Source organism: Flagellimonas rhodophyticola (genome assembly GCF_049332665.1).
Taxonomy (GTDB): domain Bacteria; phylum Bacteroidota; class Bacteroidia; order Flavobacteriales; family Flavobacteriaceae; genus Flagellimonas.
In genome coordinates this window covers 259,806-285,556 of record NZ_CP186326.1, presented here as the reverse complement: position 1 = coordinate 285,556, position 25,751 = coordinate 259,806, and the positions used below count along the sequence as shown (strand labels likewise).

Here is a 25,751-nt window from a genome sequence, read left to right as displayed (position 1 = left end):
CATATGGTTTAATCGGATAGGGATTAAGCTACAATGTAATGAATTTAAGTATTAACAAGGGAAGCATACTCTTAAGGGCATTGTAGATATTTATTCCAGGATAAATTCAGGAGTCAAAGGCTCCAAAGCCTTTAATATCTTTTCGACACTGTTAATCCCATCAAAAACCAACAATAGGCGCAGTCCATTGCGGGTTTGTTTTTCTTTTAATTGACAGGTTCTGGGGTTGGATTGCACATAGTTCAGTACCTGCGTAAAAGCGGCACTTTGATAAAAATCGGATTGTTGGTCGGCGATAAAATAGCCAAGAAACTTTCCTTTTTTTAGGATTACCCGCTCTAGTCCAATGCTGTTGGAAATCCATTTAATTCGAACCGAGTTCAACAGGTCTAACGCCTGGGATGGCAGTTCACCAAAACGGTCTACCAATTCTCTTTCATATTTCTGAAGGCCATCTTCGTCTTTTACCTCATTCAGTTGAGTGTATAAGTTTAGACGCTCAGTGATATTGTTGATGTATTCGTCAGGGTAGAGGAGTTCAAAGTCGGTGTCAAGTTGAGTGTCCTTGACATATACCTTTTCTTGCTTGCCCTCAACCTCTTCATACAATTCTTTAAACTCATTTTCTTTAAGCTCTTCTATTGCTTCTGTCAATATTTTTTGATACGTTTCAAATCCGATATCATTTATAAATCCGCTTTGTTCACCACCTAGCAAATCACCTGCACCTCGAATTTCCAAATCTTTCATGGCAATATTGAAACCGCTGCCGAGTTCGGTAAATTGTTCCAAAGCTTCGATGCGTTTTCGAGCATCTGGAGTCATCACTTCATAAGGTGGGGTAATAAAGAAGCAGAATGCTTTTTTGTTGCTTCGCCCAACCCGACCACGCATTTGGTGCAGGTCGCTCAAACCAAAATTATTCGCATTGTGTATAAAAATGGTGTTGGCGTTGGTTACATCCAAGCCACTTTCCACAATAGTGGTAGAGACAAGAACATCAAACTCCCCATTCATAAAGGCAAGCATTAAGTGCTCCAATTTTTTACCTTCCATCTGCCCATGACCGATGCCAATTTTGGCATCGGGAACCAAACGTTGGATCATTCCGGCGACCTCCTTAATATTCTCTATGCGGTTATGGATAAAAAACACCTGTCCACCACGTTGAATTTCATACGAAACAGCATCACGGATAATTTCCTCGTTAAATCGAATAACCCGGCTGTCAATAGGGTAACGATTAGGCGGAGGGGTATTGATTACCGATAGATCCCGAGCAGCCATCAAACTAAATTGAAGTGTTCTAGGAATAGGGGTGGCGGTGAGTGTGAGCACGTCCACATTTTCTTTGATGGATTTGAGTTTGTCCTTGACCGATACACCAAATTTTTGTTCCTCGTCCACAATCAACAATCCTAAATCCTTGAACTGCACATTTTTGTTCACCAGTTGATGCGTGCCGATGATAATATCAATTTTTCCTTCGGCAAGTCGCTCCAAGATTTCCCGTTTCTCTTTCGCCGTTCGAAACCTGTTGAGATAATCGACGGACACGGGAAGCTCACCCAATCGCTTTTTGAACGTATTGTTATGTTGAAACGCCAAAATGGTGGTAGGAACCAATATCGCAACTTGTTTTCCATTGTCCACCGCCTTAAAAGCAGCACGAATGGCTACTTCGGTCTTACCAAAACCAACATCCCCACAGATCAAACGATCCATAGGGCGTTCACTTTCCATATCTTTTTTTACATCTTGAGTCGATTTCTCCTGATCAGGAGTGTCCTCATAAATAAAAGAAGCTTCCAGTTCATGCTGCAAATAGCTGTCAGGGGCATATTGGAACCCTTTTTCCAAACGACGCTTTGCATATACTTTGATAAGGTCAAAGGCAATTTTCTTGACCCGGCTTTTGGTTTTTTGCTTTAGTTTTTTCCAAGCTGCAGAACCTAGCTTGTATATTTTTGGTGGCGCCCCATCTTTTCCGTTGAATTTGGAGATTTTGTGGAGCGAATGAATACTCACATATAAAATGTCCCTATCGCCATAAACCAGTTTAATGGCCTCCTGTTTTTTGCCTTCAACATCGATTTTTTGAAGCCCGCCAAACTTTCCGATACCATGATCAATGTGTGTCACATAATCCCCAATTTCCAATTTGTTGAGTTCCTTTAGAGTAATGGCTTGTTTTTTGGCATAGCCATTCTTTAATTGGAATTTATGATACCGCTCAAAGATTTGATGGTCAGTGTAACACACCAGTTTTAAATCATGGTCAATGAATCCTTGATACAAAGGAAAAACCACGGTTTTGTAATGTACCGTCTCTTCGACTTCCTCAAAAATGTCATTAAATCGCTTGGCTTGTTGCTCGGTAGAACAAAAAATATAATTGGTAAAACCTGAAGCATGGTTTTCGTTCAGGTTTTCAATGAGGAGGTCAAATTTTTTATTAAAAGCAGGTTGAGGTTTTGTATTGAATGTAACCTCGAGTGCAGTAGAGAGGTGATTGGAATTACCCACCTCGATCAGGTTAAAGTCTTCCAACTGCGATTTCAACAAAGTTGAGTTTACAAAAAGTTCCTCCGGTTTTGCATGTTTGAGTTCACCTTGAAGCTTTGCAAAACTTTCTTCAGCCTTTTCAAAAAACGAATCGATTCGTCCATAAACTAAATCTAGGTTTTTTGAAAAAATGACGGTTTTAGGTGAAATATATTTTAAAAAACTCTCTCGGGATTCCTGTAGAAATTTATTCTCCACATTGGGAATGATGGAAATACGCTTGACTTTTTCAGTAGAGAGCTGGGTTTCCACATCAAAGGTTCGGATGCTGTCCACTTCATCCCCAAAAAACTCGATACGGTAAGGTTCATCATGCGAAAATGAGAACACATCAACAATACCCCCGCGAACTGAAAACTCACCAGGTTCCGTAACAAAATCGACCCGATTGAATTGATATTCGAAAAGCACCTCATTCAGGAAATCGAGTGAAAGAGTGTCTTCTAACTTAATTTTAAGGGTGTTCTTGTCCAACTCCTTTCGAGTGACCACTTTCTCAAAAAGCGCATCCGGATAGGTGACAATTACTGCTGGTTTTTTTCTGGAATTGATGCGGTTAAGGACCTCGGCCCGCAGCAACACATTTGCATTATCGGTCTCTTCAATTTGGTAGGGTCTGCGATAACTTCCAGGATAGAAAAGCACTTCGTTTTCCCCAATCAACTGCTCAAGATCATTTAGATAATAGGCAGCTTCTTCCTTATCGTTCAATAAAACTAAAAATGGCAAATCGGTCGATTTGAACAAAGAGGAAATTATAAAAGAGAGGGAAGAACCGGTAAGACCTTTTGAACTAATTTTTTCAGATTCGGCAATAGCATCCCTCAGTTTCCCGAGTTGGGGAGACTGTTCAAAAAGTTGAAAAATCGATGCTTTGGTCAATCCAAAAACTTTGCGGCAAATATAGACCGAAGAACAGTAGCCGACAAGCTGAAATCTAAACTTTTACCACTTCATCCTCTACAATAACAAAAACCTCGTCGTTCTTTTTTGGTTTTAGCGTATAGGAGCCGGTAAACTCGCCAAAAGCTGGAAAAATAAGCTGGTTTTTGGACTTGAAGAAACAGGAAAGTCGCAAGTTTTGCCTTCCGAAACCTTTGAGTTTTATGGCGGGGTGAATGTGTCCACAAAAATTGAACAAGCCTTCCCTTTCTTCGGGATGATGCGTCAGGAGGAAATCACCAAGTACCAATTCTTGAAAAATGGGAATTCCTAATTCTTCAAACTTATGTGGTGATATAATATCATGATTGCCGGACACCAAAATAATCTCAGATGGTGTTTTGCCCACCCAGTTTTCAAAAAGCTCCCATTCTTTGTTTAAAGTTGAGTGGAATAAATCTCCCAAAAAACAGATTTGAAAAGGATTGAAATGCCCCACAATTTTGTCTAATAGGATGTAATTCTTATGGGTTGCTTTGCGAGGAACTGCTGCCCCAAATTTTCTAAAATGTGCAATTTTCCCAAGATGCACATCACTGATCAGCAACATGGATTTCTCTATCCAAAAGATTCCACCCAAAGGGTGGAGCACAAAATTTTGATTATGAATGGAAATGTTTTGGGTCATCTGGTAAGGATCTTGGTCATTCGTTTAATGCGGTCGGCCAATTTTTCGTTGGATAGTTTTTCTCGCAATCTATCCGTAATTATCGGGAATGAGAAAGGTGTTGGATTTTGGCATTTTTTCCAAACGATTTCCTGACCCATGATTCTTTCCAAAGCTAAGCGAAGACGACCTTCTTCAAGTTGATGTTCAAAGGTTTCGGTAAAAGCCTGCTGGTAGAGCAAGTTGTCATCCTCAAAGTCTTTAAATACATCAAAAAGCAATTGTGAACTGCTTTGCAGGTGCTTCATTTTAACTCCTTTTTCCGGATAGCCTGTAAATACCATCCCGCTGATAACCGCAATATCACGGAATTTACGGCGAGCCATTTCGTTCGAATTCAAACTTTTTTGAAGGTCATTCAACATATATTCGGGAGTGAAGAGGTCGTTGTCCAATACAGCCTGAATATCAATTTCCTTGTCTGAAAGCAACTCAAATCCATAGTCATTAAAAGCCAAGGAACAGGTGATGGGTGATAGCAAACTAATACGATATGCAAGTAAACTGCTCATGCCTTCATGGATGGCCCGACCCTCAAAAGGATAAAAAATGTGATGATAACCGTCGTTGGTCTTAAAAGTTTCAATTAAAAATTGATTGGGTTGGGGAACAATACTCTCTTCACGTTGTTTGGCAAACAAGGGAGCCAAAGACTTAATCTCCGGTGATTGGGCTTTGGATTCAAGTTCGGCGGAGTACAATTCTTGACGTAAAAGTTCAGACATTTTTGCTGAAAAACTAAGACGACCTCCCATCCAGGAAGGAATTTTATTGCTTCGCTTTGATGAGTTTTTTACCTGAGCACTCATCCCTTTTATGCGGATAAATTCAAGATTCCGTCCCGCAAAAGTAAAAATATCTCCAGGGGATAATTTCGAAATAAAGGATTCCTCAATGGTACCGATGTACCCTCCTTTTTGATACCGAACTGAGAGATTGGCGTCGCCAACAATGGTCCCAATCTGAAATCGATGCCTTCTTGCAATAGCCAGATTGTTCACCTTAAACCTTCCGTCTGGTTCAACTTCCACCTTTTTGTATTCGTCATAAGTCTTTAGACTTTGACTACCCATTACCAAAAAATTCAATAGCCATTGCCAGGTTTCCTCAGTTAAGGTTTGATAGCAGAAAGTATTCTTGATCTCTTGGTAGATTTGGTCAGGATAAAATCCATCTGAAACAGCTAAAGTGGTCAAATATTGAATTAGTACATCATAACTGTTCAGATATGGAATTCTATCTTCAACCGCTGCATTCAACACTGCTTTTTGCATAGCCGAAGCCTCAATGAGTTCCATGGCGTGTGTCGGTAAAAAATAAATGACACTTTCTTTCCCAGGACGATGTCCGCTGCGTCCAGCTCGCTGTAAAAAGCGCGCTACCCCTTTTGGTCCTCCAATTTGCACTACGGTTTCCACGGGAGCAAAATCTACACCCAAATCCAGACTGGAAGTGCAGACCACGGCCGTTAGACTTTCATTTCTAATGGCCTGCTCTACCCAAAGACGTGTGTCCTTGTTAATGCTTCCATGGTGCATGGCAATCTCCCCTGCGTATTCGGGATGTTTTTCCAATATTTTTTGAAACCAGATTTCACACTGACCTCGTGTATTGGTAAATAACAAAGTGGTTTTGCTATTATTAATTATGGGAACAACGTCCTCCAACAAGCGAAGGCCCAAATGACCGCGCCACGGAAAGGTTTCCATTTGTTTGGGGATGATGCTTTTTACTGTAATCTTTTTATTGAGATTGGCCCTGACCAAAGTTGAGTTTTCCAATGCTTTAGAAGTTGGCCCCAACAACACTTCTCGAGCTTGCCCTAAATTTCCAATGGTCGCGGAGATACCCCAAATGCGTAAGTCTTTGCAGATGGTTTTTAGCCTTGAAAGACCCAATTCCATTTGCACCCCTCTTTTAGAGCCCAAAAGTTCGTGCCATTCGTCTACTACGATTGCTGAGCAATTTTTAAATACTTTGTCATATCCTTTGGACGAGAGTAAAAGTTGAAGACTTTCCGGTGTAGTGATCAACAGATCGGGCATACTCTTTTTTTGCTTTGCTCTTTCTGCTGTTGAAGTATCTCCCGTTCTGATTCCGACAGTCATCTGAGTCTCTAAGTCAAGGGTAATACGTTCCGCAGATTGTTTAATTTCTTGGGAAAGTGCTCTCAATGGGGTTATCCAAATAGCTTTCAACCCTTTTTTGTGTTTTGACTTGTACTCCGGATTGTGTTTGATGTAGTTCAACACAATGGGAAACCAAAGCGCGTAGGTCTTTCCGCTGCCGGTTGGCGCATTGAGCAGCCCGTGTTTTCCATCTAAAAAGGCATTCCAGGTTTCTTTTTGAAATGGGAAGGGTTTCCAACCTTGTTGTTGAAACCAATTTTCGGCAATATGGAAAAGTTCGGATTGTTGCAGTGGAACAATTTTGAAAAGTTGATAGCGAAATGAAAATTACAAATTTCTTTTGGGGATAATTTTACAATCCTTTCTACTTTAAGAATTATATTTGCCGAACAAATTTTAGCACATGCCCATTTTAGATTTATACGAGCACGGAGAACAGCGTAAAAACCTGGCTCATTTTGCCACTTTGGCCACTTTGGCCGCTGCAGACGGTATTATAACTGAAGAAGAAAAGGCTATCCTTGACAAGTTTGCATTCAAACTGAACATAACCGATGCGGAATACAAAGAGGTAATGAAAGAGGAAAACAAATATCCGATTGAAACACCACATAGTGGTGAAAAAAGATTAAAGCGTTTGTTCGACTTTTTTAAAATGGCATTTGCAGACCGTAGCATCGATGATGACCAAGAAAAGCTTATTGAAAAATATGCCATTGGTTTGGGATACTCCCCCGAAAACGCGGCAGCAATCATCAAAAAATCGTTTGATATTTTCTGCGGAAAAATCGCTTTTGAAGATTACCAGTATCTACTTGAAAAGTAGACTTAGGACTTCATAAATTCCTCGGCCTTTTCCACCATTCTTTTACTACCACAGAAAAAAGGAACACGTTCGTGCAATTCCGTTGGTTGAATTTCCATGATACGCTGGTAACCATCACTAGCTTTACCATCGGCCTGTTCTGCTAAAAATGCCATAGGGTTGCATTCATAAAGCAGGCGTAGTTTTCCTTTTTGGGCCTTACTGCTTTTCGGGTACATGTAAATTCCACCTTTGATCATGTTTCTATGGAAGTCAGAAACTAAGGAACCGATATATCGCGAGGTGTATGGTCTATCACCTTCCTCCTTTTGGCAATATTTGATGTAATCTTTAACCCCTTGCGGGAAGTGGATATAATTTCCTTCATTTACCGAGTAGATTTTACCGGTTTCGGGGAACTGCATGTTTGGGTGTGAGAGGTAAAAAGTTCCGATGGCTGGGTTCAACGTAAAACCATTCACTCCATGCCCGGTCGTATAAACTAGCATGGTAGAGGTTCCGTAAATAATGTACCCAGCAGCTACTTGATTCTTTCCAGGTTGAAGAAAATCTTCAAGGGTCACAGGGGTGCCTACTGGAGTAACCCTATGGTAGATGGAAAAAATGGTCCCAACAGAAACGTTCACATCAATATTGGAAGACCCATCCAATGGGTCGATCAAGACAACGTATTTGTTCTGATGGTTTTTATCTTGACTATTGATACTTATAAAATCGTCTTCTTCTTCGGAGGCAATTCCGCAGACAATTTCTCTATTTTTTAACGTCTGTATAAATTTTTCATTGGCCAGAACATCCAGTTTTTGTTGATTTTCACCTTGTATATTGGTGTCCCCAGCGGCTCCCAAAATATCCACTAAACCGGCCTTGTTCACTTCGTGATTGACTACTTTAGCGGCCAGTCGTAAGGCATTGATCAATTTTGAAAGCTCCCCGGTCGAGTATTGAAATTCGGTCTGGTTTTCGATGATGAATTCACCAAGGGTTTTGTTCTTGCTAAACATGAATGCAGGCTGTTTTATTTGGCGACAAATATCGTGTATTTTGTGAAACTATAACGATTTCGTTACAGCATTATTTTAGATATTTATAACTTTGAGTTTTATTTGTAACAATATGAATTTTTCTATCAGAAACGCAGTTAAGGAGGATATGGGAGCAGTGTTGGCCCTTATCCAGGAATTGGCGGAGTTTGAAAAGGACCCTAATGCGGTTGAGGTAACCCAAGAGGATTTAATCAATGATGGTTTTGGAGAAAATAAACTCTTCCATTGCTTCGTTGCTGAAAACCAAGGGGATATCGTTGGTATCGCATTGGTCTATCCAAGATACTCGACCTGGAAAGGACCTGTACTTCACTTGGAGGATCTGATTGTTACTGAAAAAATGAGAGGTAGCGGATTAGGATCTGCACTTTTGGATGAGGTTGTCAAATACGGACATTCTCTTGGTGTAAGAAGAATTTCTTGGGAAGTTTTGGACTGGAACGAACCGGCCATTACATTTTACGAAAAGAAAGGGGCTAAGGTGTTGAGAGATTGGGACGTGGCGCAGCTCAATGAAAAAGGAATTAAAAATTATATTGAAAACATCAACTAACCGTTAGGGTTATAGAGAAAAGAAACTTATGAGAGTTTTTAAATTTGGAGGAGCATCAGTTAAGGATGCGGAAGCAGTTCGGAATGTGGTAAAAGTGTTGCAAGAGGTAGGACATGAAGATACTCTTGTTGTCATTTCTGCAATGGGAAAGACTACCAACGCCATGGAAAAAGTAGTAGAGGCATACTTTAAGGATAAAGCTTCGATTATTTCTGCACTTCAAGAAGTGGTGGAATACCATGAAAATATTCTTGCGGACCTGTTCGAGAACAAAAATCATCAGGTATACGGAAAAGTGAAGTTACTGTTTGAAGAGGTAAAAGGATTTCTTACCTGGAATAAATCTCCGAAGTATGCATTTGTGTATGATCAAGTGGTCGGATATGGTGAGTTGGTTTCTACAACAATAATCAGCGAGTATTTGTCCCAAGTTGGAATTCCGAATACATGGCAAGATGTTCGAAACCTAATAAAGACAGATAATAATTATCGCGATGCTGCCGTGAATTGGGAACGGACCCAAAATGAAATTTCTTCTAAGGTTGATATGTCTAAACTTAATATCACTCAAGGTTTTTTAGGAAGTGATGACAACAATTTCACCACCACATTAGGCCGTGAAGGTTCGGATTATTCTGCCGCAATCTTAGCGTTTTGCTTAAATGCAGAATCGGCAACTATATGGAAGGATGTTCCTGGGGTATTGAACGCAGACCCAAGAAATTTTGAGGAGACCCAGTTATTGAACAAAATTTCATATCGAGAAGCCATTGAACTTGCATTTTATGGAGCTTCTGTGATTCATCCCAAAACTCTGCAGCCGCTGCAACGCAAGGAAATACCTTTACATGTAAAGTCATTTGTTGATCCTAATGGAAAAGGAACAACTGTAGGTAAGGGCGAAGACATATCCCCAAAAATACCCTGTTTCATAGTTAAGAAAGATCAGGTTTTACTTAAACTATCGTCTCTGGATTTCTCATTTATTGTGGAAAACAATATCAGCGAGATTTTTAAACTGTTCCATGACCATAGCATGAAAGTCGACCTTATTCAAAACTCAGCTATTAGTTTTTCGGTCTGTTTGGATAACAAATTCAATGGGCTGCAACCTATGTTAAATGAGCTTAAGAAAAAGTTCAAAGTGGTTTGTCATGAAGAGGTGTCCTTGTATACCATACGTCACTTTGATGACAAGGCCGTTAAATCACTTCAGAATGGAAGATCTGTATTGGTGGAACAACGAGGGAGAGAAACGGTTCAGCTGGTTGTGAAATAACAATATTCGCATTCAATTATGGTTTAAAATCTCAAAGTTGGGATTTTTCTATCTTTACGCTTACCTAATTTATTTTTTATGGGGCTGGTTTCCGCCAAAGAGGTTGCAAAGGTTATTAATCTTGATAAATATGGGTTTCTTGGCACCTTTGTTGGATGGCTTTTAATGGTCGCGACCAAGATTACCTCAATCAATAGTTTTTACAATAAGAACAAGGACCTTCCGGGTATGGAATTTCTAGATGAGATTCTGGACCACTATGAAATTGATTTTGAAATTCCGGAAGAAGACTTAAAACGACTTCCAAAAACAGGGCCTTATATCACTATTAGTAACCATCCACTAGGTGGTATTGATGGGGTTTTATTGTTGAAATTGATGCTTCAGGAACGGGATGACTTTAAGATAATTGCCAATTTTTTACTGCATCGAATTGAACCCCTTAAGCCGTTTATTATGCCGGTGAATCCATTTGAAAACCATAAGGATGCCAAAAGCAGTATTATGGGATTCAAAACTGCGTTGTTGCATTTGCAGGAGGGACATCCCTTAGGAATATTCCCTGCCGGGGAAGTATCTACCTATCGTGACGGAAAGTTGGTGGTCGATAAACCTTGGGAAGAAGCTGCACTAAAACTGATACGAAAAGCTGAAGTGCCGGTGGTACCTATTTACTTTCATGCTAGAAATAGCAGACTTTTTTATCGACTGTCCAAGATGAACGATGTTTTCAGGACGGCCAAATTACCTTCGGAGGTAACATCACAAAGCAGTAGACCAATTAAAGTTAGAATCGGTCAGCCCATATCCGTTAAAGCACAACAAGAAGAGCCCACTTTAGAGTCCTTTACTGAACTGCTTCGTAAAAAAACGTATTTGCTTGCCAATGTTTTTGAAAAGGAACGCTTGATCGATAAGGTGCCCACTACTTTGAAAATTCCAAAACCTCCAAAAAAGATTGCCACAGCAGTGAGCTCAGAAGTATTGGAGGGAGAGATTGATAAACTTCGTGAGAAGGACTGCAGAATGTTGCAAAGCAAAAACTACGAGGTTTTTCTCGCTCAACAATCGGATATGCCCTTTATTTTGAATGAAATCGGCCGTCAACGGGAAATAACCTTCCGTGAGGTGGGAGAGGGGACCAACAACTCGATTGATCTGGATGAATTTGACTCTTATTATCATCACCTTTTTCTTTGGGACAATGATGGCAAGGCCATTGTAGGGGCCTACCGAATGGGTTTAGGGTCAGAAATATTCAAGAAGTATGGGATTGATGGATTTTATCTTCAGGATTTGTTCCGTTTTGAACCCGAATTGTATGGAATGATGGAGCGGTCCATTGAAATGGGTAGGGCCTACATCATGAAAGAATATCAACAAAAACCGATGCCGCTTTTTTTGTTGTGGAAAGGAATCGTTCATACCACTTTAAGGCATCCAGAGCATAAATATTTAATTGGAGGAGTCAGTATAAGTAATCAATTTTCCAACTTTTCAAAATCCTTGATGATCGAGTTCATGAAATCCAACTATTGGGACCCTTACGTGGCGCAATACATAAGACCGAAAAAGGAGTTCAAGGTTCAGTTGAAGGATGCGGACAAGGAATTTGTTTTTGACGAGACCCAGGCGGATTTAAATAAGTTTGACAAATTGATCAGTGAGATAGAAACTGGGAGTCTTCGTTTACCAGTACTAATTAAAAAATACATCAAACAAAATGCAAAAGTGGTTGCGTTTAATGTAGATCCTTTGTTTAATAATTCAGTGGACGGTTTAATGTACATTCGGATTGCCGATTTGCCGGAAAGTACGGTTAAACCAGTAATGGAGGAATTCCAAGCTGAATTGGAACGAAAAATGGCGGAAGGAAATACCCAATCCGCCATCGAATAGACTACATTATCTGAGTTGAGTCTAGTTCATTAATTCTTCTTTCACAAAATCCTGGCAAAACTCTTTTATTTCGTTCCTGGTCTTTAGAAAGGCTGAGTGCTTTTCTTCATCCGTTCCGGAAACTTTAGATGGGTCAAAAAAGTTATGATGTATACGTTGTGCATTTTCAGCCGGAATAAAAGGACAATTTTCCTTGGCGTGATCACAGACTGTAATTATAAAATCCCATGAGATACCATCATATTCATCAACATGGTTAGAGGTGTGTTGAGTAATGTCGATTCCATCTTCTTTCATTATGGACACAGCACCTGGATTTAGTCCATGTGTCTCGATTCCTGCGCTATAAATATGGGCAAGTGAATCTTGAAGGTGGTTTAAATAGCCATGCGCCATTTGGCTGCGACAAGAATTTCCGGTGCAAAGCACCAATACGTTTTTCATTTTTGGGTTTTAAGTGTTTAATCTATTCCAATTTTAATACTTCGTTTTTCGAACAGCAGGTTATCTCTCCAAGCTCCGTCAAGTTTGCCAACGCGTTCGCGCTTGCCAATAAAACGGAAACCAACTTTTTTGTGCAATTGAATGCTACCCTCATTCTCTGGAAAAATTCCTGATTGTATAGTCCAAAATCCAGCTTTTTCACTTTCGGTGATCAATTGTTCTAAAAGCAGTTTTCCAACACCCTTTCCACGGTTGCTTTTTTCAATGTAAACACTGACTTCTCCCACTCCGCCATAAACACATCTGCTAGAAACGGGAGATAAGGCCGCCCAGCCGGTAATCTTCCCATTTTCTTCCGCAACTAACCGGCATTTTTCCAAATGAGCTTGGCTCCAGCTGTTATAATCAGGAACTGTTTTTTCAAATGTGGCGAAACCTGTGGCGATGCCCTGTTCATATATTCGAGCAACCTGATTCCAGTCCGCTATTTTCATTTCTCTGACCACCATCTTTTCATTTTAGCAACAACCGCTTTCTGGGGCACATCCCGCTGCAGCCTCAACCTTTTCTTGGTCAACTTTTTCAGTTACACCACAAGTTTCCTTTGCTTTACAGTCCGTTTTTTTCACAGAGAGCTTAAATTGTAAAGAATCGACGTCCAAGACGTAGTCATTTACAAAAAGTTGGGCAGTGTGAAAGCCATCATTGCTATATTCAAATTTGATTTCTGCATCTCTGGTCATGGGCTTTATTCGATCTACTTTATTCAATATGGCCAAAGCTTTGTAGACAGACATGTACTCGGTTTTGCCAATTTCCTTTGGGCTTTCCCATAGCTGTACTACCGTTTCTTTCCAGAAATCAGTCTGAGCACCACAATCAATGGAATCAATAATGGTGTTTTTTACTTCGGTAATATGGTAATTTGCCCCAACCAATTTACCGTCGGCATACTCAAATAACAGACTCTTGTCTTGGTGTTGTTTTAATAGGGATAAAAATTCTGATGTATTCATGATCAACAACAATTAAAATTAATATTGGAGAAGAATACTTGGAAAGACTGTTGTAGTTCTTCCCAACGTTCTTCATTTATACAATAACAAAGATTTTTGCCTTCAAAAGTTCCTTTTAGAAGGCCGATTTTTTTGATTTCATTTAAGTGTTGGGAGATTGTTGGTTGCGCAAGACCGATAACATCCACCAAATCGTTACAAATACATCCTTCTTGCTTGCTGATGTATTCCAAAATTGCAATTCGTGCCGGATGCGCCAAAACCTTAGCAACTTGGGCCAATTCGTTTTGTCTTACCGTGAACATATGTGTTTTAGTAACTCCCATATGAGTACAAATATAAACAAAATTTTAATATTGCAATATTACGATGATATAATTAAATAAAAAGCCGGAGGGAATTTCTCCGGCTAATTTTTTAGAACCAAGGTTTCTTGCCTACCTGGTATGTGTTATAAAACTCCTCATCGGATTTGGTAAGATAGATTATACCTTCTATCAGTCCGATAACGCCTGGAATCCATGCTAAAAATGCTCCAATGACAAAGCAAACTAGAATATAGGCTACAATTGAAAAACCTAAGAGAATAAATCCTTCTTTGTTATAACCGAGTATGAACTTGTGAACTCCGAGAGAGCCCAATAAGATGGCTAAAATTCCAGCAAGCATTTTTTTATTATCACCGCCGGCGCCTTTTATGCCTTCGGCAAATTCATTTGCTGTTTTTTTGGCCTCATCGGCAAAATCTCCAGCTGCTTCTTTGGCTTTGTCACCTAAGTCTTTTTCTTCTTCTGACATTACATTGTTTGTTGGTTAATACTGAATCTAAAATTAGCAAATAATTCAATACCTAAAGAAAAGCTTTATCAACAGGTTCCCAAAGTTCAATTTTGTTGCCCTCGGGGTCCAAAATCCAACCGAATTTGCCATAGTCATACTCCTCGACTTTACCCACAATGGTTACACCTTCTTCCTTTAAAGCTGCCAAGAGCTCTTTCAAATTTTCTACGCGAAAGTTCATCATGAACTGTTTTTCACTGGGTTGGAAATAGGTGGTGTCATCTTTAAATGGACTCCATTGTGTCATACAATCGTTGCCATCCGGATCTTTCCACCAAAAGCTCCATCCGTATTGATCCGTCGGTATTCCCAGTCGCTCCTTGTACCATGTTTTAATGGCATCTGGATCTTTTGTTTTGAAGAAGAAGCCTCCCAATCCTGTTACCCTGTTTTTCATATTTTATTTTTTACGATTTTTTACATTCTTTTCATAAAGTGCAATCCAAGCCTCTGGTGTCATCTTTTGACACAGCTCTGCGATAAGATCATATGGAATAGTATCTACTTTCTTAAAACGGACACAACTCTTGCCCATATCCAATTTGGTTTTTACATATTTTGGATATTCACCAGCAAACCAATCCAATAACTTTTTATCTGCATAAATTCCAGAATGGTATAGGGCCACAAAGTGCTTTTGGGAAGCAACATTGATGAACGGTAAGGGCAATTTTGTGTCACAATGGTACCCATCTGGGTATAGCGAATGGGGTACCACATAACCAATCATTTTATAACTGATACATTCTTCGAATCCTGCTGGCAGATTTGATTTTATAGTTTGTCGCAATTTGGCAACCGCAGCTTTTCGGTCTTCCGGGAGTTTGCTTATGTATTCATCTGGTGTTTTGGCGTCAATTGTCATAATCAATTATTTGCGTTGTAAGATTAATGCTGAAATTAATGAAATAATAAATCCTATTACCAGCACCATCATGGACATAAAGGCAAATGCAATAAGTGGGTTTGAAAACATTTCTTTTTCAGCATTTATTTCTGTCAATCTTTTTTCAAACTCATCTGGGGGAAGGGTATTTCTTAAACCTTCAACAACTGTATCATAATATTCTGTCATAAATTCAGGATTTAATATTTGCGAATAAATAGTATCCAGAACACCAAAGGCAAAAGCAGTAATAAGACTGATCAATATTCCGATTTTCAAGGCATTTTTAAAACTGACCTTACCTTCATTCTCTTTATCCCTGAAATGCTTGATTCCAAAATAGACAAAGCCCAAGGAAATAATCATAGCAGCATATCCTAAAACTTCTTGAGTAGCAAATGATAAGTTGTCGAGGAGGTATAGACTGATCAAGAATAAGGTCCAAATAGTTATTGCTCCATAGAGCCCGAATCGAAGTATGGTTTTTTTCATATTGATAGATTTACTTGGTTGCAATAAAAGTAACGCACCGGTCCAGTTTGACGGTCATACTAAAGTACCAAATTCAGTTAATGGGGGAGAATTTGAAGATCTTTTGCCTTTTGAATGGCCTGAGTTCTTCGTTTAGCATCCAATTTTACCAATAGGTTGGATACATGGGTTTTTATAGTGCTTTCTGAAATAAAAAGTTTGTCAGCAATCTCTTTGTTTGACATCCCTACGGAGATATGCAGCAGCACTTCATATTCTCTATTGCTGATGCCCAGTTTGTTTATCTTCTCAGAATCAATTGTCGCTGACTTGGTAGAGTAGTGCCCTCCCGATTTTTTATTTATGTAGATTCCAATGATAAAGAAGATGACCGCTATAACAGCGATAACCAATTCAATGGCAATATCTCCTGAGAAATATGCATATCTACTTAGCTGGAAAAGCGCCAACAGTGCTACAATGAGCGCAGAAAAAACAAAAATGGTCTTCTTCACCCACTAAAATTAGCAAAATCTAGCTTGGATTTTGTCTACGATTGTCTGTGCCAATTTTTCTTTGCTCTCCACAGTCCAACCAGCAACATGGGGAGTCAAAAGTACATTTTTGGCCTTACGGAGATATTTAAAGGCCTTGGGTTTTTGTGTGAACATAGTTTCGAAGGATTTTTTCTCATACTCCAACACGTCCAATCCTGCTCCCAGAATTTTTTCAGCTTTTAAAGCATTGACAAGGTCTTTAGTGACAACACACTTTCCACGAGCAGTATTCAATAACCAGAAAGGTTTATGGAATGCTTGAATAAATTCTGCATTGATCATTCCCAATGTAGATTCTGTCTGAGGGACGTGCAAACTGACAACATCTGATTTTTGTTGAAACTCCATAATTCCCACTTGGCGGGCATTATCATCTCCAACACCACCAATAATATCATAGCAAATGACCTCAACATCAAAACCTATTAGTTTTTTCGCAAAGGCTTTCCCCATATTACCATAACCGATAATACCTACTGTTTTGCCATCCAATTCTGCTCCCCGGTTACCCTCGCGGTCCCATTTGCCTTTTTTTACTTCGCGGTTAGCCTTACCCATTTTGTTCATGAGCGATAACAACATACCAAGCGTGTGTTCGCCAACGGCATTTCTATTGCCTTCTGGGGCAGAAGCCAAGAAGATATCTTTTTGTTTTGCGTAAGTGGTGTCAATATTTTCAAGTCCAGCTCCGACACGACCAATAAATTTTAAATTGGTCGCCTTGTCTAAAAAATGTTGGTCCAAGGTAAATCTACTGCGGATAATCAACCCATCGTATAAATGGATTTTCTTTTCAATTACTTCTTTTGAGGAGGTATAATCTTCATCATTATCAAACCCTAATTGGGCAAGTTGGTCAAGAAGCAGTGGGTGGTTGGTGTCGAGGTGGAGAACTTTCATCGGCTAAATATACAATTCCTTAAATTTTTGGATATTCAGTTTGGGTCATTTCATGTTTTACATCCCCAGTATGGGCAGTACTTTGTTTTTCAAAAAGTAAAAGGTGCACCTCTTCTCCATCCTTTGTAGAAGGGCAATGCTCTACTCCTTTGGGGACCACGATGATTTCACCGGTCTTTACTACTTCTGTCCTATCACGAAATTTCATATATAGGGTTCCTTTTAAAACCTGAAAAAGTTCATCTTCATTATCATGGGAATGCCAAACAAATTCTCCTTTGATTTTTGCCAAGATAACTTGCATATCATCTACGGTTGCAATTTGGTGTGGATGCCATTGTTTGGAAAAAAGCTGATGTTTTTCTTTTAGATTGATTGAATTCATATACACGAAAAATTAAATACCCAGAACCAATTTGGAAATCCAGAAGTAGATCAGGATTCCAAAAATATCATTGCTTGTTGTGATAAATGGCCCTGTAGCGATAGCAGGATCAATGCCTCTTCTATCCAAGAATAAAGGAATAAAAGTGCCGATAATTCCGGCCACTATAATTACCACTACCAATGAGATGGATATGGCCAAAGCTGTTAAAAAATCACCTTTCCATATCCATGTAAAAATCAAGAGAAGCGCAGCTAAAATAAGACCATTCAATAGTGCCAAAAGCATCTCTTTGATCAACCGATTACTTATACTTCCTTTTAGGTCATCGTTGGCGAGTCCTTGCACAATGATTGCGCTAGACTGTACACCAACATTTCCGGCCATAGCCGCAATCAATGGGGTAAAATATAGGATTTCTTGATAATCTCGAATGATTTCCTCAAAGCTTCCCATAATAACGGCAGCTCCCAAACCACCCAAAAGGCCTAAAATTAGCCATGGCAGTCGTGCGCGGGTCAGTTCCCATATACTATCATCTGCCTCAACATCTTGCGAGATACCTGCGGCCAATTGGTAATCCTTATCAGCTTCTTCTTTTATAACATCAACAATATCGTCAATGGTAATTCTACCCACAAGCCTGCCAATCTCATCTACCACGGGAATAGCCTCCAAATCATATTTGGACATGATTTTGGCAACTTCCTCCGCCTTTTCATTGACATCTACGGAATCTACCTTGGAGATATATACATCCTTGATGTGTGTTTTGGTAGAGGTAGTCAAAAGATCCTTCAAAGACAGTCTACCTTTTAGTTTTTCCTCACCGTCAACAACATAAATGGAGTGCACCCGGGTAACATTTTCTGCCTGTGCCCGCATTTCTTTCACACAGGTGAGTACATTCCAGTTTTCATTCACCTTAACCAACTCCTTTGCCATAAGTCCACCAGCGGAATCTTCATCATATCGTAAAAGATCTACAATGTCTTTCGCATGTTCTTTATCTTCAATCTCAGAAATGACCTCTTGGATGATTTCTTTTGGAAGCTCGCTTATAATATCTGCGGCATCATCGGTATCCAATTCTTCGAGCTCCTCAGCAATTTCTTTTACCGAAAGATTGTTCAGAACTGCCTCCCGAATATCTTCATCCATCTCTGCAAGAATGTCTGAAGTCTTTTCGCTATCCAGCAATTTAATCAGATAAGTGGCCTCTTCCACCTTCAGTTCGTCAGCTATTTCGGCAATATCTGCATAGTGGAACTCCTTCATCATAGCGCGTAGGTCACCGTTCTTTTTATCGGTGATCATCTGCTTGATGTCAACAATAAGCTCGTCTGTTAGTTTAAACGGGGTCATTGGCTATCTTCTGTGTTAGGGCAATAAAATCAGCTACGCTGAGCTGTTCTGGGCGCCGATCAAAGATAGTATCTTCTTTTAGATTTTGGGAAAGGTTAAACGTTTTAAGGCTATTGCGAATGGTCTTGCGTCGCTGATTAAAGGCCAGTTTAACCACTTTGAAGAACAAATGTTCATCACATGGCAATGTCAGATCATGTTTTCTTGTTAAGCACAGAACACCAGAATCTACTTTGGGTGGAGGGTCAAAAACTTGAGGGGGAACCGTAAACAAGTACTTGGCCTCATAGAACGCTTGTACAAGTACAGAAAGGATTCCATAGGCCTTGCTTCCTGGTTTTTCACAGATGCGTTGAGCAACTTCTTTTTGGAACATACCAGAAAATTCTGGAATCTGTCGCCGCATCTCCAGCATTTTGAAAACTATCTGGGTCGATATATTGTAAGGAAAGTTGCCGGTAATGGCAAATTGTTCATCTCCATAGAGTTGATACATATTGAACTTTAAAAAATCAGCTTCAATAACGTTGAATCGATTATTACGTTCCAGAATGGCTGGATGTTCTAATCGAAAACTATGGTTCAGGTAGACAATGGATTCTTCATCAAGGTCCATGGCGACCAAATCCAAATCTCTTTGCAAAAGATATTTAGTGAGTACTCCCATTCCAGGACCAACTTCAATTACATTGGAATAGCCATCAAGGGTTAGGGTATCTGCGATTTTTTGAGCGATGGATTCATCTTTGAGAAAGTGCTGCCCTAAATGCTTTTTTGCCTTTACAGCGCCATCAAAATTCCCGTTTTTGGCTTTTTGTGTCTTGTGATGGATAAACTTCTTTTTGTTTTTTTTGGACACGGGACTTTTTTTGCAAGTTAATTCGAATTTTCAACATAGACCCAAGCTGAAATGCCTGATTTCAAAGACATTTTTATTCGTTTGTAAGCCTTGGTTTCATAGACATCGGCCTGCATCAACTCATCCAGGGAGACTTTGTACGCAACACCTTCTACAGTGTCGTTTGGATTATCGGTATTTATTACAAGTGGATAGCGGTCGTACACTACGTTCTCTAAACGTTTAAAGCCTGGAAGTGAATCGGATTGACCTTCCAGAGTTCTATGGAAAATGTAATGCTGCACCTGTTCGTTTTTGAGTGTGCCATATGTAAAAAGATATTCCAAGACCTAAGGAATCTGTTGGCTAATGACCTCGAGTTCTGTTCGGAACGCCACAAATTTATTTGCGAATCGCTTCATGCCATCTCCGCGAAGGCGCTCGGCATCTTCCTTGTAATAAGACTCCAAGGTGGCGCGATCTTTTGTGGTATATTGAATGGAATAGGTAACTCCCCCCATCTCTTCTTCGACCAGTACTTTGGTCATTTTTGCATGTGAAAATTTTCCCGTGGCCAGCATATCGGGAACATGCTTGTCCTTCATCCATGACAACCACTCATCATGTGCGCTTTCATCTATGTTGATGGTAACATTGTATATCAGCATTCCTAATTCATTTAACGATTCAAAGAAACGAAGAATTAGTTGACCACATCGCCCCTGAGTCTTCGAAAATGCTTTCGGGCTTTTGGAAAATAATAACTGTCCTGATAATTATAAATGATCTTTTCGAAATGGTTCTTTGCCTTTTCCGGCTCATTCAATCGGGTCCTGTATAATTCACCCAAAGCAAAATGAGCATCGTCTGCAAGGATTCCATCTGCATAAAACTCCACTATTTTTTGGTAGTTGAACTCTGCGTCAGTGAAAGATTTTTGTCCTTCCAATAGTTGTGCTTGCCGCAACAAGGCTTCGTCTTCTATTTTCTCCCCTTTATGGTTTTGTAAAATATCTTCTAAAGCTTCAATAGCTGCTTTATTTTTGTTCTGATAGGCCAATAAATCTGCCCGAGCATATTTTTTTAAGGCGGTTTGGGTCGAATCTTCCAATGAATTGTCTGAAATCAAAAGACTTAATTGCATGGCATCATTGGCAATCAATTGAGAAGTGGAACCCCGAAGTACTTTTAATTGGGTCAATGCCCAGTCAAAATCCCCTTTATAAAAGCTTGTTTGGGCTACTTTAAAGCGTGCATCCTGCCCAAGAACATCATTTTTTAGACTTTTCTGAACCTGGGTGAAATAAATCAGCGCCTGATTGAATTTTTGGTCGAAAACCAAAATATCTCCTAAAGCTAATTTTACATAGGCCACTCCCATCCGACTTAAAGGAAGTCTTAAGCTCTCTTTGAGCATGGCAATTGCGGGGGTGGCATTCTCTTTTTTAAAGGTTAAGAAATTGGCATAGGCTATTTGCAGTTGTAAGGTTCGACTTTCGTAGCCATATTCCATTATCATTTTGTCAAACTTCTTTTCTACGGCATCTAATCTTTTGCTGTTCGCATCAACAAGTTCTATATCGATCAAGTGAAGTTCGGCATTTAATTTGGCCACTGGACTATTGCTGTTCTCCACAATATATTCGAAAATGGAAGTCGCAGATTGATAGTCTTTGTCTTCCAATGCAATTTGCCCGAGACTATTGAGTCTGTCCATTGAGCTTCCTTCAGAACGTTTGTATATGGCCTTTTCTTGACTAAAAGCGCTGTTGTATTGTTTTTGTTGGATGAACAACCAACTCAACAATTCATTCCATAGAATATCTGGATTTTTCTGGGCATTTTTCAGCAACACTTTTCGAAGCAATACATTGTTTGTGTTGGAAGGGTCTTCAGAAATAAAATCATCAATGTTTCGAAGAATATTGGAACGGGATGTTCTGCCTTCTGCAATGAGATTCAGATACGATTGATACATTTTTTCAATATCACCTTGCTCTCCATAAATCCTGGCTAGTTGAAAATCATAATTCAAATCGGGTTTGAGTGCCATTGCTCGGGTATAGGCTTGAATAGCCTGGTCTAACAAGGCATATTTTTGAAATCGGTAGCCAACACTATATCCAAAATTGGGATTTTCATCAATTTTTTGAAGTGCTTTATTGTAATATGTTATGGACTTTTCAGCCTGATTTTGAAGTGTGTAGTTATACCCAAGTTCTATAAAAAATGTTGGGAACGCATAGGTGTCTTCAATCTTTTTCAACAGGAAACTCTCGGCATCGGAATAGCGTTCCAATTGCTGATAACAGGCCACCAAACCTTCTGAATAGTCCGTTCGTCTTGGATTTTTCCTTACCAGTTTTTCATAGAAAACCACGGCTTTGTCGTAGTCACCATCATTAAAATACTGCTTTGCCAGAAAATCTTCCTGCGAATAGGAAAAAGTTAGAAGGGAGAAGTACGATATTAAAAGTAGGATGTACCGCAATACGATATTTTATATCAAATATAACGTAGAAATGTACCGAATTCTGTTAAGTGAATCCAAATAAATGAAGCTAACAGGACCTATTTGATAATGTCAAATCCACAATAGGGCACCAAAACCTCCGGTATTTTTACTCCATCAGGTGTCTGATAGTTTTCCAATATTCCGGCCAACACTCTAGGCAGCGCGAGTGCACTTCCATTTAATGTATGGGCCAATTGGCTTTTCCCGTTATCATCCTTAAAACGGAGCTTTAATCTGTTGGCTTGAAAAGTCTCAAAGTTGGACACTGAGCTGATTTCCAGCCATCTGTCCTGAGCTGTAGAAAACACTTCAAAATCATACGTCAGCGCAGAAGTAAAACCTAAATCACCTCCACAAAGACGAAGAATCCGGTAGGGTAATTTCAATTCTCGAAGGATGTTTTTAACATGCTCTACCATTTCGTTCAAAGCTTTGTAAGACTTGCTTGGGAGCTCCACACGTACAATCTCGACTTTATCAAATTGATGCAAGCGATTTAAACCACGCACGTGGGCACCATAGCTTCCTGCCTCTCTTCTAAAGCAAGGTGTGTATCCGGTATATTTGATAGGAAAATCTGTTTGAGCAACAATATCTCCTCTATGCAAATTGGTTATTGGTACTTCAGCTGTTGGAATCAGGTATAGATCATCGGCCTGTACATGGTACATTTGACCTTCTTTATCGGGTAACTGCCCCGTGCCATAGCCTGAAGCTTCATTCACCATGTGTGGAGGTTGCACTTCAGTATACCCGGCTTCGGTATTTTTATCTAGAAAATAGGAGACTAAGGCTCGTTGAAGTCTGGCTCCTTTGCCTTTATAAATTGGAAAACCAGCACCGGTGACTTTTACGCCAAGCTCAAAATCGATAATATCGTATTTCTTTGCCAGTTCCCAATGGGGCAAGGCTCCTTCGGAAAGTGATGGAATTTCCCCTTCATTGAAAATTTCTTCATTGTCTTCATCTGTGCTGCCGGCTGGCACCGATTCATGTGGAATGTTGGGTAATTGGTATAGTTGTTCTTGCAATGCTTCAGCCGCTGCATTCAATTCATCACCCAGTTGTTTTGTAGCTTCTTTAAGTCCAGCTGTTTGAGCTTTTAGGGCATTGGCTTCCTGAGCTTTTCCCGATTTAAAAAGCATGCCTATTTCCTTAGAAAGTTTGTTGGACTCGGCCAAAGTACTATCCAACTCCGTTTGGATGGAACGTCTTTTCTCGTCTAAATCGAGAATAGCGGACAAAATAGGTTCGGCATCAATGTTTCGCTTTTTAAGCGCTGTAATGATACTTTCCTTGTTTTTCCTAATTGTCTGTAATTGAAGCATGGCCTTGTTTTGAGCCGCAAATTTAAGCCAATCTTAATAGTTGCCCAACTATTATTCTTTTTGGGAAGGTCTTATCCACTCGTTGTGGGAGAAATGTTTCCATGGAACACTGGCCAAATCTACTTTTGGGTCAATAAGTTCTTGATATTTACGATTGTTTACTCGCACTTGACCGTAAACAAAAACTTGAATGTCTTCGCCGTTTTTGGCGTATTCCTTTTTTAAATGTTGGGCGAACTGCCAAATAAAATCTGGGTACGTTGCTACTTTCCGACGCTGTTTTTTTGTGAGGTACTCATCCAAATCAACATATTTCCCCTTATTGGTCTGTTTGTTTACCACTTTGAAGCGAATATTTCCTGAACGACTCCTCAACATCATTCGCCAGCTTAGGCGATGTCCTTCTTCTGTCCAAAGCACGTCGTCTTTAAAAGTATGGTGTCTCAATGGCAAAAGAAGTTGTACAATAAAGTAAATACTAAGTGCAGAAACAATCCATTTTTTATTATCCGGATATTCCCGTGTATTTTCTATCTGTATCTCTTTGGGCCGCAGAAAGACATTTCGTATGGTTTGGGGAGGAAAGAAAAACACAATAAAGGCAAGAGATAAATAAGGGAAAATTCCTATCTGAAAAACAATACTGTTAAACAAATGAAAGAAGATGGAAAAGGCAAAGGCTAACTTTCTTGTGGGCTTCCAGAGCAAAGCAGGCACAATGAGTAAGTCGAAAAGAATTCCAAATACTCCCACTATTTTATGAACCCATTTATGCTGAAGGAATTCACCAATCAGATAATAATCACTTTTGGATTTCATCAAGATTTCGATGATACTGAAATCAAGCCAATCTTCATAAAGTTTAGCCACGGATGCATAGGTGTACACTATAAAAAGCTGTAAAATGATAGTCCATCTGACCCAATTGGGCATAGTATGTGATTGAAGGGAAGGCATTCTTTTGGCATCCAAGGAATAATTGCGTTCGGCGGGAAAAAATGCCATGATATAAGCAAGGAGCATCAACAAGTAATAATGGTTGTTGTATGAAGTTTTTTGCATTAAATAAACCGCCGTCCACATAATGGCAAATGCAAATGCACTATAGCGATATTTATAACCTATTGTAATTAGAAGACCTAAGGTGCCCATAATGGCAAAATAGATATACATTCCGCTGCCTGGCAAAGGTTGCAACCACTCAAAGCCAATAAAAGAGAAGGTAAATTTAGGCTCTATAAGAGTCTTTCTTACCCAACCTGTGGCAATGGCCCCATAACATTCCGCACTCACCAAAAGTCCATAAAATACCCTAAAGACTATAAGTTGTGCATTGTCAATTTTCTTAAAAAGAAATTGGTTCAGCATTTTATTTTGAAATTAACAAGAGCGACTGTTTTTTATCCTGTTTTAGTTGTTCTTGCAGTTCTTCTACGGAATCAAATTTGTGCTCATCACGAATGCGATGCAAAATGTTAACCTGTATTTTTTTATCGTATAAGTCCCCTTCAAACTCAAAAAAGTTGACTTCTATGCTTTTTTCGGTACCGGATACGGTTGGGTTGAATCCGATATTCATCATACCATGGTGTTCATTGCCATTTATAATACCCTTGACTACGTACACACCATTTTTTGGAATGAGTTTATAATCCTCAGCAATATGAAGATTGGCCGTAGGAAAACCAAATTGCTTACCAAGGCCTTTACCTTTTTTAATGGTGCCCGTTAGTATATAGGGATACGTAAGATATTCGTTTGCAGTGGCAATGTCACCTTCCAATAGGGCATTTCTAATCTTTGTGGAACTTACCGATACCTCGTCGATTTCCTGAGCTGGAATCTCCTCCACATCAAAACCAAGGGCGTTTCCAAAGGTATTCAGGTCTTGGATATTGGCGTTTCGGTTGCGGCCAAATCTATGGTCATAACCGATAATAATCTTCTTTGTATTTAAAGTATTAACCAAGATATCGCGAACAAATTCGGTAGCGGATAGTCGAGAAAAGTCTTTGGTGAATGGATGGATAATCAAATAATCCAGTCCCATTGCATCCAAAATCTGAACTTTTTCATCCAGAGTATTTAATAGTTTAATATCTGTGTCCTTCTGTAATACCATTCTAGGGTGCGGAAAAAATGTGAGGACCGTAGACTTTAATCCTTCATTTTTGGCATTATTTATGAGGCGTTCCAATATCTTGGTATGACCAAGGTGAACACCATCAAAAGTGCCAATGGTTATGGCCGTTTTAAACGAAATATCGGAAAACTGTGAAATGCCTTGAACTGTTACCACG

General features: G+C 39.6%; 27 protein-coding genes. 4 read left to right on the top strand and 23 right to left on the bottom strand.

All coding sequences use genetic code 11. From position 1 onward, the window contains the following. Nucleotides 1–90: 90 nt before the first annotated feature. Genes mfd through ACOKFG_RS01245 form a run of 3 tightly spaced genes read right to left on the bottom strand, consistent with a single transcriptional unit; the run spans nucleotide 91 to nucleotide 6,594 of the window. Complete coding sequence (mfd, locus tag ACOKFG_RS01255; RefSeq protein WP_422861718.1) at nucleotides 91–3,447, bottom strand: transcription-repair coupling factor; 3,357 nt, start codon at nucleotides 3,445–3,447, stop codon at nucleotides 91–93. A gap of 55 nt (nucleotides 3,448–3,502) precedes the next feature. Continuing rightward, nucleotides 3,503–4,135, bottom strand: coding sequence for a ligase-associated DNA damage response endonuclease PdeM (pdeM, locus tag ACOKFG_RS01250; RefSeq protein ID WP_422861717.1), 633 nt, complete (start codon nucleotides 4,133–4,135; stop codon nucleotides 3,503–3,505). After that, the gene (locus tag ACOKFG_RS01245) at nucleotides 4,132–6,594 is read right to left on the bottom strand and encodes a ligase-associated DNA damage response DEXH box helicase (protein WP_422862172.1); all 2,463 of its coding nucleotides are present in this window, start codon (nucleotides 6,592–6,594) and stop codon (nucleotides 4,132–4,134) included. The genes pdeM and ACOKFG_RS01245 overlap by 4 nt, the downstream gene beginning before the upstream one ends. Before the next feature lie 112 nt (nucleotides 6,595–6,706). Here ACOKFG_RS01245 and ACOKFG_RS01240 point away from each other — a divergent pair, with 112 nt between their 5' ends. After that, a complete protein-coding gene (locus ACOKFG_RS01240; RefSeq protein WP_298792137.1) occupies nucleotides 6,707–7,129 on the top strand; it encodes a TerB family tellurite resistance protein in 423 nt (140 codons plus the stop codon). A gap of 2 nt (nucleotides 7,130–7,131) precedes the next feature. Here the strand turns inward: ACOKFG_RS01240 and fbp are convergent, their stop codons facing one another. Then, nucleotides 7,132–8,133, bottom strand: coding sequence for a class 1 fructose-bisphosphatase (fbp, locus tag ACOKFG_RS01235; RefSeq protein WP_298792133.1), 1,002 nt, complete (start codon nucleotides 8,131–8,133; stop codon nucleotides 7,132–7,134). A gap of 112 nt (nucleotides 8,134–8,245) precedes the next feature. Here fbp and ACOKFG_RS01230 point away from each other — a divergent pair, with 112 nt between their 5' ends. From ACOKFG_RS01230 to ACOKFG_RS01220, 3 genes are all read left to right on the top strand, one after another. Beyond that, on the top strand, nucleotides 8,246–8,728 hold the full coding sequence (locus tag ACOKFG_RS01230) for a GNAT family N-acetyltransferase (RefSeq protein WP_299487473.1): 483 nt from the start codon (nucleotides 8,246–8,248) through the stop codon (nucleotides 8,726–8,728). Between the two features lie 28 nt (nucleotides 8,729–8,756). Next, nucleotides 8,757–10,007, top strand: a complete 1,251-nt coding sequence (locus ACOKFG_RS01225) for an aspartate kinase (RefSeq protein ID WP_299487476.1) — start codon at nucleotides 8,757–8,759, stop codon at nucleotides 10,005–10,007. Between the two features lie 78 nt (nucleotides 10,008–10,085). Next, nucleotides 10,086–11,906, top strand: coding sequence for a GNAT family N-acyltransferase (locus ACOKFG_RS01220; protein ID WP_422861715.1), 1,821 nt, complete (start codon nucleotides 10,086–10,088; stop codon nucleotides 11,904–11,906). 21 nt (nucleotides 11,907–11,927) lie between these two features. Here ACOKFG_RS01220 and ACOKFG_RS01215 read toward each other — a convergent pair whose 3' ends face one another. The 19 genes from ACOKFG_RS01215 to ACOKFG_RS01125 form a co-directional block, all read right to left on the bottom strand. Beyond that, the gene (locus tag ACOKFG_RS01215) at nucleotides 11,928–12,350 is read right to left on the bottom strand and encodes an arsenate reductase ArsC (protein ID WP_422861714.1); all 423 of its coding nucleotides are present in this window, start codon (nucleotides 12,348–12,350) and stop codon (nucleotides 11,928–11,930) included. Between the two features lie 17 nt (nucleotides 12,351–12,367). Continuing rightward, nucleotides 12,368–12,859, bottom strand: a complete 492-nt coding sequence (locus ACOKFG_RS01210) for a GNAT family N-acetyltransferase (protein ID WP_299487480.1) — start codon at nucleotides 12,857–12,859, stop codon at nucleotides 12,368–12,370. A 9-nt stretch (nucleotides 12,860–12,868) separates the two neighbouring features. Next, entirely contained in the window at nucleotides 12,869–13,366 is a 498-nt protein-coding gene (locus ACOKFG_RS01205; RefSeq protein WP_299487482.1) for a DUF6428 family protein, read from the bottom strand. 2 nt (nucleotides 13,367–13,368) lie between these two features. Beyond that, nucleotides 13,369–13,692: an ArsR/SmtB family transcription factor gene (locus tag ACOKFG_RS01200; protein ID WP_298792118.1), complete on the bottom strand. Its 324-nt coding sequence runs from the start codon at nucleotides 13,690–13,692 to the stop codon at nucleotides 13,369–13,371. Nucleotides 13,693–13,783: 91 nt separating this feature from the next. Then, nucleotides 13,784–14,164 carry an NINE protein gene (locus ACOKFG_RS01195; protein ID WP_298792116.1) on the bottom strand — a complete coding sequence of 127 codons (381 nt, stop codon included), beginning with the start codon at nucleotides 14,162–14,164 and terminating at the stop codon, nucleotides 13,784–13,786. Between the two features lie 52 nt (nucleotides 14,165–14,216). Continuing rightward, the gene (locus tag ACOKFG_RS01190; protein ID WP_299487485.1) at nucleotides 14,217–14,603 is read right to left on the bottom strand and encodes a VOC family protein; all 387 of its coding nucleotides are present in this window, start codon (nucleotides 14,601–14,603) and stop codon (nucleotides 14,217–14,219) included. A gap of 3 nt (nucleotides 14,604–14,606) precedes the next feature. Next, nucleotides 14,607–15,071: a DUF1801 domain-containing protein gene (locus tag ACOKFG_RS01185; RefSeq protein WP_422861713.1), complete on the bottom strand. Its 465-nt coding sequence runs from the start codon at nucleotides 15,069–15,071 to the stop codon at nucleotides 14,607–14,609. 6 nt (nucleotides 15,072–15,077) lie between these two features. After that, nucleotides 15,078–15,584, bottom strand: a complete 507-nt coding sequence (locus tag ACOKFG_RS01180; protein ID WP_299487490.1) for a DUF4199 domain-containing protein — start codon at nucleotides 15,582–15,584, stop codon at nucleotides 15,078–15,080. 77 nt (nucleotides 15,585–15,661) lie between these two features. Further along, nucleotides 15,662–16,078 carry a response regulator transcription factor gene (locus ACOKFG_RS01175; protein ID WP_422861712.1) on the bottom strand — a complete coding sequence of 139 codons (417 nt, stop codon included), beginning with the start codon at nucleotides 16,076–16,078 and terminating at the stop codon, nucleotides 15,662–15,664. A gap of 9 nt (nucleotides 16,079–16,087) precedes the next feature. Continuing rightward, nucleotides 16,088–17,020, bottom strand: coding sequence for a 2-hydroxyacid dehydrogenase (locus tag ACOKFG_RS01170; RefSeq protein WP_422861711.1), 933 nt, complete (start codon nucleotides 17,018–17,020; stop codon nucleotides 16,088–16,090). A gap of 19 nt (nucleotides 17,021–17,039) precedes the next feature. Beyond that, nucleotides 17,040–17,405 (bottom strand): cupin domain-containing protein, encoded by a 366-nt coding sequence (locus ACOKFG_RS01165; RefSeq protein WP_299170508.1) that lies wholly within the window; start codon nucleotides 17,403–17,405, stop codon nucleotides 17,040–17,042. A gap of 12 nt (nucleotides 17,406–17,417) precedes the next feature. Next, entirely contained in the window at nucleotides 17,418–18,770 is a 1,353-nt protein-coding gene (gene mgtE / locus ACOKFG_RS01160; protein WP_422861710.1) for a magnesium transporter, read from the bottom strand. Beyond that, nucleotides 18,757–19,629 carry a 16S rRNA (adenine(1518)-N(6)/adenine(1519)-N(6))-dimethyltransferase RsmA gene (gene rsmA, locus ACOKFG_RS01155; RefSeq protein ID WP_298792101.1) on the bottom strand — a complete coding sequence of 291 codons (873 nt, stop codon included), beginning with the start codon at nucleotides 19,627–19,629 and terminating at the stop codon, nucleotides 18,757–18,759. Before rsmA ends, mgtE begins: the two co-directional genes overlap by 14 nt. Before the next feature lie 17 nt (nucleotides 19,630–19,646). After that, complete coding sequence (locus ACOKFG_RS01150; protein ID WP_298792099.1) at nucleotides 19,647–19,955, bottom strand: gamma-glutamylcyclotransferase family protein; 309 nt, start codon at nucleotides 19,953–19,955, stop codon at nucleotides 19,647–19,649. 3 nt (nucleotides 19,956–19,958) lie between these two features. Then, nucleotides 19,959–20,276 carry a DUF4286 family protein gene (locus ACOKFG_RS01145; RefSeq protein ID WP_298792097.1) on the bottom strand — a complete coding sequence of 106 codons (318 nt, stop codon included), beginning with the start codon at nucleotides 20,274–20,276 and terminating at the stop codon, nucleotides 19,959–19,961. Nucleotides 20,277–20,311: 35 nt separating this feature from the next. Further along, on the bottom strand, nucleotides 20,312–22,099 hold the full coding sequence (locus ACOKFG_RS01140; protein WP_298792095.1) for a tetratricopeptide repeat protein: 1,788 nt from the start codon (nucleotides 22,097–22,099) through the stop codon (nucleotides 20,312–20,314). An 80-nt stretch (nucleotides 22,100–22,179) separates the two neighbouring features. Then, nucleotides 22,180–23,451, bottom strand: a complete 1,272-nt coding sequence (gene serS / locus ACOKFG_RS01135) for a serine--tRNA ligase (protein ID WP_298792093.1) — start codon at nucleotides 23,449–23,451, stop codon at nucleotides 22,180–22,182. Between the two features lie 51 nt (nucleotides 23,452–23,502). Continuing rightward, on the bottom strand, nucleotides 23,503–24,819 hold the full coding sequence (locus tag ACOKFG_RS01130) for an HTTM domain-containing protein (protein WP_298792091.1): 1,317 nt from the start codon (nucleotides 24,817–24,819) through the stop codon (nucleotides 23,503–23,505). A gap of 1 nt (nucleotide 24,820) precedes the next feature. Next, a complete protein-coding gene (locus ACOKFG_RS01125; protein ID WP_298792089.1) occupies nucleotides 24,821–25,750 on the bottom strand; it encodes a bifunctional riboflavin kinase/FAD synthetase in 930 nt (309 codons plus the stop codon). Nucleotide 25,751 lies beyond the last annotated feature (1 nt).